Source organism: Burkholderia sp. MS389 (genome assembly GCF_016899425.1).
In the GTDB taxonomy this organism is placed as follows: domain Bacteria; phylum Pseudomonadota; class Gammaproteobacteria; order Burkholderiales; family Burkholderiaceae; genus Burkholderia; species Burkholderia sola.
Map to the genome: position 1 here is coordinate 2,480,824 of NZ_CP045994.1, position 13,065 is coordinate 2,493,888.

Below are 13,065 nucleotides of genomic sequence, written 5' to 3' on the forward strand. Positions count from 1 at the left end.
CAGCGCCGCACGTCTACACGTGCAGCAGCAAATGCCTGCGTTCCCACGAGCTGATCACACGGAAGAACGCTTCGTATTCGGTTTCCTTCAATGCCAGGTAGGCCTTCACGAACTTGTCGCCGAGGATGCCGGCGAGCGGCTCGCACGCGGCCATCAGCGAGATGCCTTCCTCGAGGTTGCGCGGCAGCTGATACGGCAGATCGTAGCCGTCCGATGCGATCGGCTCGGTCGGCGCGAGCTGTTGCGTCATGCCGAGATAGCCGGCAGCGAGCGTCGCCGCGAACGCAAGGTACGGGTTGCAGTCGACGCCCGGTATCCGGTTCTCGATGCGACGCGCGACGGGGCTCGACTGCGGGATGCGAAAACCCACCGTACGGTTGTCGTAGCCCCATTGCACGTTGATCGGCGCGGCCATGAAGCGCGACAGGCGACGGTACGAATTGATGTACGGCGCGAAGATCGGCATCAGCGCCGGCGTGTACTTCTGCAGCCCCGCCAGATAGCTGTGGAACAGCGGCGACACGGCGCCGTTTTCGTCGGCGAACAGGTTACGCCCGGTGCGTATGTCCGCGAGGCTCTGATGAATGTGCATCGCGGACCCGGGCTCGTTTTCCATCGGCTTGGCCATGAACGTCGCATACATGTTGTGACGCAATGCAGCCTCGCGCACCGTGCGCTTGAACAGAAACACCTGGTCGGCCAGCGACAGCGCGTCGCCGTGCATGAAATTGATCTCCATCTGCGCGGCGCCGACTTCATGGATCAGCGTCTCGATATCGAGGCCCTGCATTTCGCAGTACTCGTAGATGTCCTCGAACAGCGGATCGAACTCGTTGACGGCCTCGATCGAATACGACTGGCGACCCGTTTCCGCCCGCCCCGTGCGGCCGACGGGCGGCCGCAGCGGCAAGTCGGGATCGGCGTTCATGTCGACCAGATAAAACTCGAGTTCCGGCGCGACGACGGGCTTCCAGCCCTTCGCCTCGTACAGGTCGAGCACGTGGCGCAGCACGTAGCGCGGCGAGATTTCGACCGGCGAGCCGTCGAAGTGCACGCAGTCGTGGATCACTTGCGCGGTCGGATCGACTGCCCACGGGATCAGGCAGATCGTCGACGGATCGGGCACGCACACCATGTCGGGATCGGTCACGCCGGTCAGCGTGCCGTCCTCCGGATAGTCGCCGGTGACGGTCTGCACCATCACGGCCTGCGGCAGGCGCATCGATTCGCCGGATTCGAATTTGTTGCGCGGAATGATCTTGCCGCGCGCGATGCCGGCCATGTCGGGAATGATCGCCTCGACTTCGGTGATGCGGTGCTGTCGCAGGAATTCGCTCAGTTCGGGTTGCATGATCGGCCTCGTTAGTCGATGTCGATATCGGATGCGGCCGGCGATGGCGTCGCGCCGCCGCCCGCACGAAGGCGATGCGTCATCCGCGCGCGGCACGCCGCGCCGAATGCCGCGAAGATGTCGCGCGACAGCGGCTGCTCCGCGTAGCGCCATTCGGGATGCCACTGCACGCCGAGCGCGAACGCACGCGCACCGCGCACGCTGACGGCTTCGACCAGCCCGTCGGGCGCGCTCGCTTCGACGGCGAGCCCCGCGCCCAGGCGCGCGAGGCCCTGGTCGTGCAGCGAATTGACCGTCGCCTCTTGCGCGCCGCGCGCGATCCGCTGCAGCAGGCCGCCCGGCGTGAGCTGCACGACATGCGCGGGACCGTACTGCCGTTCGAGCGGATCGTCCGGTCGTTCGCGGTGGTCGTCGAAGCCGGTCGTCGCATGCAGCCGCTGATGCAGCGTGCCGCCGTACGCGACGTTCAGCTCCTGCATGCCGCGGCAGACGGCGAGCACGGGAACGCCCGCGTCGATCGCCGCGCGGATCAGCGGCAGCGCGGTCGCATCGCGCGCCGGATCGTGCAGCGTGTCGGGTACGCTCGCAGCGCCGCCGTAATGATGCGGTTCGACGTTCGAATAGCTGCCGGTCAGCAGCAGTCCGTCGATTGCCGCGACGATCGCGTCGGCCGGCTGCCGCGCGCCGAGCGCGGGCAAGACGAACGCGAGCGCGCCGGCGCCGTCGACGATGGCGGCGAGGTACTTCTCGCCCGCCGTGTGGTTCGGATGGGCGCCGCGCAGGATGCGGTCGGCGGTGACGGCTACGATCGGGCGTTCACGCATCGACGTCTCTCCGGTAAGGGCGCGCGACACGCTTGCGCGCGCAACGATCCAGGTTCACGGGTACGTCGCACGCGCGTGCGATCGCGCGGCGCAGGCGCAGGCGCAGGCGCAGGCGCGATCCTGCCGCACGGATGCTGCGGCAACGGGCGATGCGTCCCGGAACGGAAGCGAAAACGGAAGCGGAAACGGACGCTAGGGCAACAACGATGCGCTGCCGTCGCACTGCACCGCGCTCGACAGGTGCGCGGTCGCGAGATTGAAGCGGCGCGGGCCGCGATGGGAAATGGCGAAGAAGCGAGGCTCGCGTAACGGGGTGGCGCGCGTGCCGCGATCAGCATGCCGGTTCGGCCCGGCCTGAGGCGGCGCGCCCGCCGACGGACTTCGCGTCCGGCGTATCGAAGGGCTGGCGGCTTTCACGATCGTACTCGACTGACTGATGGAGACAGGACACGTGTCGCTATGCCGCGTGGCGACACGTCAGCAAGATGTCTCGCAGCGGATGCCGGCGCAGTCCGGCCATCGTCGATGGCCTCGCCGCCGGTACGCGCGTGACGACTTCCTGACATTCAGCTTATATCACCGAAAAATTGCGTCAAATTTTCAGGTGCCGATGACGCCATCGGTCAGACGAAAAAAACGGCATCGATCGCGCGGATCGATGCCGTTTTGTGCATTGCATCGGCTCGCCTGCCATGTGCCGACGGGGCGGAACGCACTGCCCGCCGCGCTGCCGCATGCATGCGGCCGGTGCTCAGCGATGCGCGAGCGCCGTTTCGACGAGCGTCTGCAGCAGCGGCGCGATCCGCGCTGCACGCGCTTCGTCGTACGCGTACGGACGCGTCTCCTCCATGTAGGTGATCTGCGACAGCTCGAGCTGCACGGCCTCGACGCCGGTATCGGGCACGCCATAGTGACGCGTGATGTAGCCGCCCTTGAAGCGCCCGTTCGCGACGGCCGTGTAGCCGCCGTGCGCGAGCACGCGCGCGGCGAGCGCCTCCGCGAGACCGGGCGCCGCACTCGCGCCGCTCGACGTGCCGAAGTTGAAGTCCGGCAGGCGGCCGTCGAAGAAACGCGGCACGTGCGAGCGGATCGAATGCGCTTCCCACACGAGCACGCGGCCGTGTTCGCCCTTCAGGCGCGCGATCTCGCGTTGCAGCGCGTCGTGATACGGCAGCCAGTAACGGTCGCGGCGACGCATGATCTCGTCGTTGCCGGGCAGCGCGTTGGCCGGATACAGCGGCGCCTTGTCGAACGTATCGACCGGCACGAGCCCCGTCGTGTCCTGCCCCGGATACAGGTTCTCGTTGTCGGGCGGACGGTTCAGGTCGACGACGTAACGCGCATGCGACGGCACGAGGATCGATGCGCCGAGATCGGCCGCGAAGCCGTACAGCCGCTCCAGATGCCAGTCGCAATCGTCGACGAAGCGCGCGCCGGGCGTCATCGTCGCTGCGATGTCGTCGGGGATGTGCGTGCCCGCATGCGGAATCGAGATCAGCAGCGGCAGCGTGCCCTGCTTCAGCGTGAATACAGCCGGTTGTTCAGTCATGTCGCCTCACCGTAAGAGTCGGCCGGCGCACCGTGCGCCGGGTGTCGCGCGTTCAGCGCAGCAGTTGCGCCAGCGCGGCGCGGTAGTCGGCATACGCGGCGGCTTCGTCGCGATGGCGGCGGCCGCTCACGACGCGCTCGCCGCCCGTGTAGACGTCGAGCACCGGCGTCTCGCCATGTTCGGCGAACACGATGCCCGACAGCCATGCCGTGCTGTCGTGTTCGGCGATCGCCGGATGATCGGGATCGAGCACGAGCCAGTCGGCGCGACAGCCTGCGCGCAGCGCACCGATGCGTCGCCCGCTTGCCTGCGCCCCGCCCGCGAGCGACGCATCGAACAGGCGATCGGCGACGTGCGCCTGCGACTCGCTCGCCAGCACGTTGCGCGCGCGGTGCACGAGCCGCTGCCCGTATTCGAGCAGGCGCAGCTCCGAGCGCCACTCGACCGACGCGTGGCTGTCCGAGCCGACGCCGATCACGCCGCCCTGCGCGAGATAGTCGACGGCCGGAAACACGCCGTCGCCGAGGTTCGCTTCGGTCGTCAGGCACAACCCGGCGACCGCGCGACGCTTCGCGAGCGCCGCCGTCTCGGCCGCATCGACGTGCGTCGCGTGCACGAGGCACCAGCGCGCGTCGACGTCGAAACGATCGAGCAGCCATTGGACCGGGCGTGCGCCGTACGCGCGCACGCAGTCGTCGACTTCGGCCGTCTGCTCGGCGATGTGGATGTGCACCGGCGCATCGCCGGGCAGCCCGTCGAGCAGCACACGCAGCCCGCTCTCGGACACCGCGCGCAGCGAATGCGGCGCGACGCCGTAGCGCAGGCCGCCATGCTCGGGCACCGCGCGACGCATCGCGTCGAGCAGTTCGAGCACGCCGTCGGGCGTGTTGATGAAGCGGCGCTGGTCGTCGCGCGGCGGCTTGTTGCCGAAGCCGGCGAACTGGTACGACACGGGCAGCATCGTGATGCCGATGCCGGCCGCGCGCGCGGCATCGACCACGCGCGTGCCGAGCTCCGCGATCTGCGGATAGCGCGAGCCGTCCTGCGCGTGATGCACGTAGTGGAATTCGCACACCGACGTGTAGCCGCACTTGAGCATCTCGACATACAGCCAGCGTGCAATCGCCGCGAGCGCGTCGGGCGTGATCTTCAGCGCGAAGCGGTACATCAGGTCGCGCCAGCTCCAGAAACTGTCGGCAGGATTCGCGCGGTATTCGGTGAGCCCCGCCATCGCGCGCTGGAACGCGTGCGAATGCAGGTTCGGCATGCCGGGCAGCACCGGCCCGGCCGCGCGCGCGACGCCGGCCGGTGCGTCGGTGTCGGGCGTCACGTCGGTCAGCGTGCCGGCCGCGTCCCAGCGCAGCAGCACGTTGCGGCGCCAGCCATCGGGCAGGTAGGCATGGTCCGCGAACAACAGGGTGTCGGTCATTGCGTGTCCTCATCGACCGGATCGAGCGCTTGAGCATCTCGTCCGGCCCGGTGCCGCGGCCGGCAGGCGCGAGCGCGTCGCGCCAGCGCCGGCCTCGCGGCGATCGACCGGAGTGCGCCGTTGCGCGCCGGGTCCGGTCCCCTGCAAAGCGTCGCCCGGATCCGGTACGTCACGTACCGAACCCGGTCCGTCGCAAAAACTATCCGTTCATCCTGCGAAACACGGTCGTGCCGCCGCGTACGACCTGCTCGCACAGCGGCCGGCCGATCCAGTACGCCAGCTCGGCCAGCGAACCGACCGACCACGCGGCGAAATCGGCCTGGCGACCGACCTCGAGCGCGCCGTGGCGATCCGCGCGGCCGAGCGCCGCGGCCGCATGGCGGGTGACGCCCTGCAGCACCTCGGGCACCGTCATGCGGAACAGCGTGCAGCCCATGTTCAGCGTCAGCAGCAGCGATTCGAGCGGCGACGTGCCCGGGTTGTGATCGGTCGCGAGCGCGATCGGCACGCCGTGCTTGCGCAGCAGCTCGATCGGCGGCAGTTGCGTTTCGCGGATGAAGTAGTACGCGCCGGGCAGCAGCACGGCGACCGTGCCGGCCGCCTTCATCGCCTCGATGCCGGCTTCGTCGAGAAATTCGAGGTGGTCCGCGGACAGCGCGCGGTAACGCGCGGCGAGCGCCGTGCCACCCGCATTCGACAGTTGCTCCGCATGCAGCTTCACCGGCAGCCCGCGCCGCGTCGCGGCCTCGAACACGCGTTCGGTCTGCGCGAGCGAAAAGCCGATGCGTTCGCAGAACACGTCGACCGCGTCGACGAGCCCTTCGTCGGCCAGCGTCGGCAGCATCCGGTCGCACACTTCGTCGATGTAGTCGTCCGCGCGGCCCGCGTATTCCGGCGGCAGCGCATGCGCACCGAGGAAGGTCGTATAGACGCTGACCGGGAAGCGTTCGCCGAGCTGGCGCGCGACGCGCAGCATCTTGCGCTCGCTCGCGAGGTCGAGCCCGTAGCCGGACTTGATCTCGATCGCGGTCACGCCTTCGGCGAGCAGCGGCTGCAGGCGCGCGGCGGCCTGCACGAACAGCGCTGTCTCGTCGGCCGCGCGCGTCGCGCGCACCGTCGACACGATCCCGCCGCCCTGCCGCGCGATTTCCTCGTAGCTGACGCCCGCGAGGCGCTGCGCGAATTCGTCGGCGCGCGTGCCGCCGTACACGAGGTGCGTATGGCAGTCGACGAGGCCCGGCGTCACCCACGCGCCGTGCAGGTCCTCGCGCCGCCAGTGCGCATAACCGTGCGGCAGCGCGGACAATGCGCCGAGCCACGCGATCGTGCCGGTTTCGTCGACGGCGATCGCCGCGTCGTCGATCGTCTCGTCGGGATGGCCGTGCGGACACAGCCTCAGGTGATGCCAGACAGTCGGTTTCATGCGTTCAGTCTCGTTCGCCGACGGCGAGCGATACGGCAAGCAGCGCGCCGCTTCCGCTCACGACGACGTCAAACGCACGCCGCGGCCCGTCGAGCCGCAGCGTGTCCATTTCCTGCAGCGCGTAGTGCGCGCCGTCGATCTCGACACCGACCGCGCCGGTCGCGCAGAACAGCAGCACGGTATCGGCGCGCTCGATGCGGTGCGTGCCCTCGGGCCATACGTCGACCGACCCGCGCGCAGCCGAACGGCGCGTCATCAGATTGAAGTCGCGCGTCGCGCCGTCGTGCAGCATCGCGTCGATCGCCGTCTCGCCCGCAAAATCCGCACGGGCCAGCGGTGCATCGAGCACGTGCCGCGTGCCGCCCGCTTCGGCGAGCGTCATGCCCGCGCCGGACAGCAGCACGAGCGTGCGGTCGACGCCGTCGAAACGCGAGAACGGCCCGGCCGTGCCGACGTCCGCGACGCTCACGCGCCACGCGAACGCATCGAGTGCCGCGCCGGGCGGGAACGCGCCGATCTCGCGCGTCACGCCGCCGCCGTTCTTCCACGGCGACGCGACGAGATCCGCCGCGCGGATCGTCGTCACGTTCACCGGCGCCTGGTCGAGCGCCGTCATGCTCAGCGGCCGAGCATCGGCAGCTTCAGGCCGGCTTCGCGGGCCGTGTGCTGCGCGAGTTCGTAACCGGCATCCGCATGGCGCATCACGCCCGTCGCCGGATCGTTCAGCAGCACGCGACCGAGACGCTCGTGCGCGTCGGCGGTGCCGTCGGCGACGATCACGACGCCCGAGTGCTGCGAGAAGCCCATGCCGACGCCGCCGCCATGGTGCAGCGACACCCACGATGCGCCGCCTGCCGTGTTCAGCAGTGCGTTCAGCAGCGGCCAGTCGCTGACGGCGTCCGAACCGTCCTTCATCGATTCCGTTTCGCGGTTCGGGCTCGCGACCGAACCCGTGTCGAGGTGGTCGCGGCCGATCACGATCGGCGCCTTCAGTTCGCCGTTCTTGACCATCTCGTTGAACGCCTGGCCGAGGCGGTAGCGATCCTTCACGCCGACCCAGCAGATCCGTGCCGGCAGGCCCTGGAACGCGATGCGCTCACGCGCCATGTCGAGCCAGTTGTGCAGGTGCGGATCGTCGGGGATCAGCTCCTTCACCTTCTGGTCGGTCTTGTAGATGTCTTCCGGATCGCCGGACAGCGCGACCCAGCGGAACGGGCCCTTGCCTTCGCAGAACAGCGGGCGGATATACGCCGGCACGAAGCCCGGGAAGTCGAATGCGTTCTCGACGCCCATTTCCAGCGCCATCTGGCGGATGTTGTTGCCGTAGTCTAGCGTCGCCGCGCCGCGTTCCTGCAGCGCGAGCATCGCGCGCACCTGGACGGCCATCGACTGCTTCGCGACCTTCACGATGCTTTGCGGATCGACCTTCTGCGCCTCGCGCCATTGCGCGACGGTCCAGCCTTGCGGCAGGTAGCCGTTGATCGGGTCGTGCGCGCTCGTCTGGTCGGTCACGCAGTCCGGCGTGATGCCGCGCGTGACGAGTTCCGCGAACACGTCGGCCGCGTTGCCGAGCAGGCCGATCGACACCGGCTTGCCGGTGCGCTTCGCTTCGTCGATCATGCCGAGCGCTTCGTCGAGCGTCGTCGCCTTCTTGTCGACGTAGCGCGTCTTCAGGCGGAAGTCGATGCGCGTCTCGTCGCATTCGACCGCGATCATCGAGAAGCCGGCCATCGTCGCGGCGAGCGGCTGCGCGCCGCCCATCCCGCCCAGGCCGCCCGTCAGGATCCAGCGGCCCGACGGATCGCCGTTGAAGTGCTGGTTCGCGACCGAGAAGAACGTTTCATAGGTGCCCTGCACGATGCCCTGGCTGCCGATGTAGATCCAGCTGCCGGCCGTCATCTGGCCGTACATCATCAGGCCCTTGCGGTCGAGCTCGTGGAAGTGATCCCAGTTCGCCCAGTGCGGCACCAGGTTCGAGTTCGCGAGCAGCACGCGCGGCGCATCCTTGTGCGTGCGGAACACGCCGACCGGCTTGCCCGATTGAATCAGCAGCGTTTCGTTTTCCTCGAGATCCTTCAGCGACGCGAGGATCTGGTCGTAGCATTCCCAGTTGCGCGCCGCACGGCCGATGCCGCCGTACACGACGAGCGCATGCGGATGCTCGGCGACTTCCGGGTCGAGGTTGTTCTGGATCATCCGGTAGGCCGCTTCGGCCAGCCAGGTCTTGCAGGTCTTTTCGCTGCCGCGCGGCGCGCGGATCGTGCGCGTCGGATCGAGACGGGGATCGATGTGTTTCGGATGGTTCATGACGACTGCTCCCGAAGGAAATGGAAGATCAATAAGGAATCAGAAATGCCCGGTGAAGCGATAACGGCTGCCGGGATGCCACAAATTCGCCACCGAGGCGACGACGCCCTGCGACCAGGTGCGCCGATGTAAAACCAGACACGGTTCGACGTCGTCCATCCGCAGCTGCTCGCGCCGCTCCGGCGCCGGGGCCGCCGCTTCGATCCGGTACTCGACGCGCTGCAGCGGCGCCGCGCGCATCAGGTACAGGTTCGGCGTCGTGTTCGTGAAATCCTGCTCGGCGTAATCCGGCGCGACCGCCGGATTCACCCATCGTTCTTCGAGCTGCACCGGCTCGTCGTTCTCGAAGTGCAGCACCTGCGAATGAAACAGCTTCGTGCGCACGGCCACCTGCATCTCGTCGGCAAGCGCATCGTCGGCGCGGATCGTGTCGAGCCCGAGCACGCTCGCGCGGTACGCATGCCCGCGTGCGCCCACCTCTTCCGAGATGCTGCGGATCGCGACCAGCGTCGACTCGTACTTCGGCCGCGCGACGTAGGTGCCCGCGCCCTTCATGCGCGTGAGCACCTGCTCGGCCGTCAACTCGCGCACCGCGCGGTTGACGGTCATGCGCGCGACCTTGAACTCGCGTGCCAGTTCGTTCTCGGACGGCACCTGATCGCCCTCCGCCCACTCGCCGGCGTGAATGCGGCCCAGGATGAAATCCTTGATCTCCTGGTAGACCGGCGCACTCATCGGCTTACTGTTCCGATGCGAACGAGAACGGCGCGACCTTCGCGAACGCGCGCTCGCCGACCAGCTTCGCGATCACCGCGATGTCCGGTGCGAAGTAGTGATCGAGCTCGTAGTGCGCAACCTTGCCGCGGATCGTCTCCATCACCGGCGCGAGCTTCGGGCTCGTGTGGTACGGCGCACGCAGGTCGACGCCCTGGGCGGCGGCCAGCAGTTCGATCGCAAGGATGTGCTTCGTGTTGTCCGCGATGTCGGCGAGCTTGCGCGCGGCGAACGTCGCCATCGACACGTGGTCTTCCTGGTTCGCGGAAGTCGGCAGCGAGTCGACCGACGCCGGGTGCGCGAGCGTCTTGTTCTCCGATGCGAGAGCGGCCGCCGTCACGTGCGCGATCATGAAGCCGGAGTTCACGCCGCCGTCCTTCACGAGGAACGGGGGCAGGCCCGACAGCGTCGCGTCGATCAGCAGCGCGATGCGGCGCTCGGCCAGCGCGCCGATTTCCGCCGCGGCGAGCGCGAGGTTGTCGGCCGCGAACGCGACGGGCTCGGCATGGAAGTTGCCGCCCGACAGCACTTCGCCGGTATCCGGGAAGATCAGCGGGTTGTCCGACACGGCGTTCGCTTCGACCAGCAGCACGTCGGCCGCATGACGCATCTGGTCGAGGCACGCGCCCATCACCTGCGGCTGGCAGCGCAGGCTGTACGGATCCTGCACCTTGTCGCAGTCGCGGTGCGACTGGTTGATCGGCGAACCTTCGAGCAGTTCGCGGTACGACGCGGCCGCGTCGATCTGGCCTTGATGGCCGCGCAGTTCGTGGATGCGCGCGTCGAACGGCTTCACCGAGCCGGCTGCCGCGTCGACCGACAGCGCGCCGGCGACGAGCGCGGTGCGGTACAGGTCTTCGATCGCGAACATGTTGTCGAGCGCGAGTGCGGTCGATGCCTGCGTGCCATTCAGGAGCGCGAGGCCTTCCTTCGCCTGCAGCGTCAGCGGCGCGAGGCCGGCGACGCGCAGACCGTCGAGCGCGCTCGCGCGTTCGCCGCGGATGAACACTTCGCCGACGCCGAGCAGCACGGCCGACATGTGCGCGAGCGGCGCGAGGTCGCCCGAGGCGCCGACCGAACCCTTCACCGGGATCAGCGGCAGCACGTCCGCATTGAACAGCGTGATCAGCGCGTCCATCACTTCGCGACGGATGCCCGAGTGGCCGCGGCCGAGGCTCGACAGCTTCAGCGCCATCAGCAGACGCACCGACGAGCGCGCCATCGGCTCGCCCACGCCGACCGCGTGCGACAGCACCAGGTTCTTCTGCAGCAGTTCGAGCTGGTCGTGCGGGATGTGGGTGCTCGCCAGACGGCCGAAACCCGTGTTGATGCCGTAGGCCGGCTCGCCCTTCGCGGCGATGTCGGCGACGGCCTTCGCGCCCGCGTCGATCTTCGCGAAGCTGGCCGGGTCGAGTTTCAGTTGCACGGATTCGCGTGCGATCCGGCGCAGTTGCGGGAGGGTCAGATGGCCGGGGGTCAACGTAATCATGTGAGCAATCCTGTCTAGACAAGTTCGGAATGGATTGAAGTGTAGCCATCGGAACTTGTCTAGACAACCCGTTTTTCATAATTCCGGCTCGGGAGTTTCCCTGATGTCCGCCACGCGCCGCCGGCTCGGCCGGTTGGGGTCGCGATTTAACATATGTTGCTTTTATTTTTTATTTGGCAACATGTGGATCCTCATTCGCCACGGAGACCGTCATGCCCTTCCCGTCACGATTCGCCGCCGGCATCGGCCGCCCCCTGCTCGTCGCCGCGTGCGCACTCGCGTGCGGCGCGTCCGTCGCCGCCGAGCCGCTGTCCGGCACGCTCGAGAAGATCCGGCAGTCCAACCTGATTTCGATCGGCCATCGCGAAACGTCGGTGCCGTTCTCCTATGTCGATGCGAGTGGCAAGGTCATCGGCTTCTCGCAGGACCTGTGCGACCGCGTGATCGCCGCGGTGAAGGCGCGCACCGGCAAGCCCGACCTGCAGGTGCGCTTCATTCCGGTCACGTCGCAGAACCGCATTCCGCTCGTGCAGAACGGCACCGTCGATCTCGAATGCGGCGTGACGACCAATCTCGCCGCGCGCCATGCGCAGGTCGCGTTCTCGACCACCTTCTTCGTCGCGACGACGCGCCTGCTCACGCGCACGAGCTCGGGCATCCGCGACTTCCCCGATCTCGCCGGCAAGACGGTCGTGACGAACCAGGGCACGACGTCCGAACGCCTGCTGCGCAAGATGAACGAGGAAAAGAAGATGGGTATGCAGATCATCAGCGCGAAGGACTATGGCGAAGGACGTCTCACGCTCGAATCGGGCCGCTCGGCCGCGTACATGATGGACGACGTGCTGCTCGCGGGCGTGCGCCAGCTCGCCGCGAAGCCGGCCGACTGGCAGCTCGTCGGCACGCCGCAATCGTCGGAAGCCTACGGATTCATGCTGCGCAAGGACGATCCGCAGTTCAAGGCCCTCGTCGACGGCGTGCTCGTGCAGCTGATGAAAAGCGGCGAGATCAATGCGCTGTACGACAAATGGTTCATGAAGCCGGTGCCGCCGAAGGGGCTGTCGTTCGACTTCCCGATGAGCGACGTGATCAAGGCGCGCTACGCGGCGCCGAACGACGCACCGCTCGAGTAAGCGCCGCGTCGCGCTCGGCCTACGCGCGCGTCCACGCGACGCACGCCGCGTAGCCGGGCGCCGCATCGAGCCACGCCGCATCGAACGCCGCGACGCCGGCGGCGGGCGCGATCGGGTCGACGATCGTCGTCGCGGGTGTCGCCGAGTCGCGCGGCGGCACGACCGCGAACGCGCGCAGCCCGCCGACGATGCCGGTGCCGAGCGCCTTGAGCAGCGCCTCCTTCGCGGACCACACCCGCATGAATTCGCCCTCGCGCGCGCCGGACGGCAGATCGTCGAGATATGCGATCTCGGCGGGTGCGCACACTTCGCGCGTCAGCGCGCGCCAGTCCGTCGCGCGGTTGCAGCCCTCGATATCGACGCCGACGCGACCGGCCGGCACCCATGCGAGCAGCGCATGAGCGCCCGCATGCGACACGTTGAAGTCGAGCGACGCACGATGCGCAGGGTCCAGCGACGGCCGCCCCGCTGCGTCGACGACGATTGCGACCGCGCGCGGCGCGATGCCGAGCGCCGCGCCGAGCACGTCGCGCAGCGCGGCGCGCGTCGCGGCGCTGCGCACCCCATCCTCGTGCCGCAGGAAACGTGCGGCGCGGGCGCGCTCGTCGTCGCTCAGCGCCGCATACGCGGGCGACGCGAGCGGGACGCGCCAGTCGAAATCGATGCGCGCGATCCGCACGCCGGCGCGCGCGGCGGCGGGCGGCACGTCGAGTGCGTGCATGCGCCATGCGCGGGGCGTTTCAACGGGAGAAGCGGAATCGGACGGAATGGACATCGGCGCGCGGC

The 13,065-nt window shown here is 68.3% G+C and carries 11 protein-coding genes; 1 reads left to right on the forward strand and 10 read right to left on the reverse strand.

Features of this window, described 5'->3' with window-relative positions; genetic code table 11:
* Positions 1-13: 13 nt before the first annotated feature.
* The 9 genes from GJG85_RS11490 to hutH all read right to left on the reverse strand — a co-directional run bounded on the left by GJG85_RS11490 (position 14) and on the right by hutH (position 11,146).
* The gene (locus GJG85_RS11490) at positions 14-1,351 is read right to left on the reverse strand and encodes a glutamine synthetase family protein (protein WP_050017981.1); all 1,338 of its coding nucleotides are present in this window, start codon (positions 1,349-1,351) and stop codon (positions 14-16) included.
* Between the two features lie 11 nt (positions 1,352-1,362).
* Positions 1,363-2,175: a gamma-glutamyl-gamma-aminobutyrate hydrolase family protein gene (locus GJG85_RS11495; RefSeq protein ID WP_050017982.1), complete on the reverse strand. Its 813-nt coding sequence runs from the start codon at positions 2,173-2,175 to the stop codon at positions 1,363-1,365.
* A gap of 751 nt (positions 2,176-2,926) precedes the next feature.
* On the reverse strand, positions 2,927-3,724 hold the full coding sequence (hutG, locus tag GJG85_RS11500; protein WP_050017983.1) for an N-formylglutamate deformylase: 798 nt from the start codon (positions 3,722-3,724) through the stop codon (positions 2,927-2,929).
* Positions 3,725-3,776: 52 nt separating this feature from the next.
* The gene (locus GJG85_RS11505; protein ID WP_050017984.1) at positions 3,777-5,153 is read right to left on the reverse strand and encodes a formimidoylglutamate deiminase; all 1,377 of its coding nucleotides are present in this window, start codon (positions 5,151-5,153) and stop codon (positions 3,777-3,779) included.
* A 199-nt stretch (positions 5,154-5,352) separates the two neighbouring features.
* Positions 5,353-6,576 (reverse strand): imidazolonepropionase, encoded by a 1,224-nt coding sequence (gene hutI, locus GJG85_RS11510; RefSeq protein WP_089488669.1) that lies wholly within the window; start codon positions 6,574-6,576, stop codon positions 5,353-5,355.
* A 4-nt stretch (positions 6,577-6,580) separates the two neighbouring features.
* Positions 6,581-7,192, reverse strand: coding sequence for a HutD family protein (locus GJG85_RS11515; RefSeq protein WP_050017986.1), 612 nt, complete (start codon positions 7,190-7,192; stop codon positions 6,581-6,583).
* Between the two features lie 2 nt (positions 7,193-7,194).
* Positions 7,195-8,883 carry a urocanate hydratase gene (gene hutU, locus GJG85_RS11520; RefSeq protein WP_204383327.1) on the reverse strand — a complete coding sequence of 563 codons (1,689 nt, stop codon included), beginning with the start codon at positions 8,881-8,883 and terminating at the stop codon, positions 7,195-7,197.
* Positions 8,884-8,922: 39 nt separating this feature from the next.
* Positions 8,923-9,618: a histidine utilization repressor gene (hutC, locus tag GJG85_RS11525; protein WP_050017987.1), complete on the reverse strand. Its 696-nt coding sequence runs from the start codon at positions 9,616-9,618 to the stop codon at positions 8,923-8,925.
* Positions 9,619-9,622: 4 nt separating this feature from the next.
* The gene (gene hutH, locus GJG85_RS11530) at positions 9,623-11,146 is read right to left on the reverse strand and encodes a histidine ammonia-lyase (RefSeq protein WP_050017988.1); all 1,524 of its coding nucleotides are present in this window, start codon (positions 11,144-11,146) and stop codon (positions 9,623-9,625) included.
* Positions 11,147-11,358: 212 nt separating this feature from the next.
* Between hutH and GJG85_RS11535 the strand changes: the two genes are divergently transcribed.
* Positions 11,359-12,279: a glutamate/aspartate ABC transporter substrate-binding protein gene (locus tag GJG85_RS11535; protein WP_089488606.1), complete on the forward strand. Its 921-nt coding sequence runs from the start codon at positions 11,359-11,361 to the stop codon at positions 12,277-12,279.
* Positions 12,280-12,298: 19 nt separating this feature from the next.
* On the opposite strand, the gene GJG85_RS11540 is transcribed toward GJG85_RS11535, so the two are convergent.
* Positions 12,299-13,054: a 4'-phosphopantetheinyl transferase superfamily protein gene (locus GJG85_RS11540; RefSeq protein WP_089488607.1), complete on the reverse strand. Its 756-nt coding sequence runs from the start codon at positions 13,052-13,054 to the stop codon at positions 12,299-12,301.
* Between the last annotated feature and the right edge of the window lie 11 nt (positions 13,055-13,065).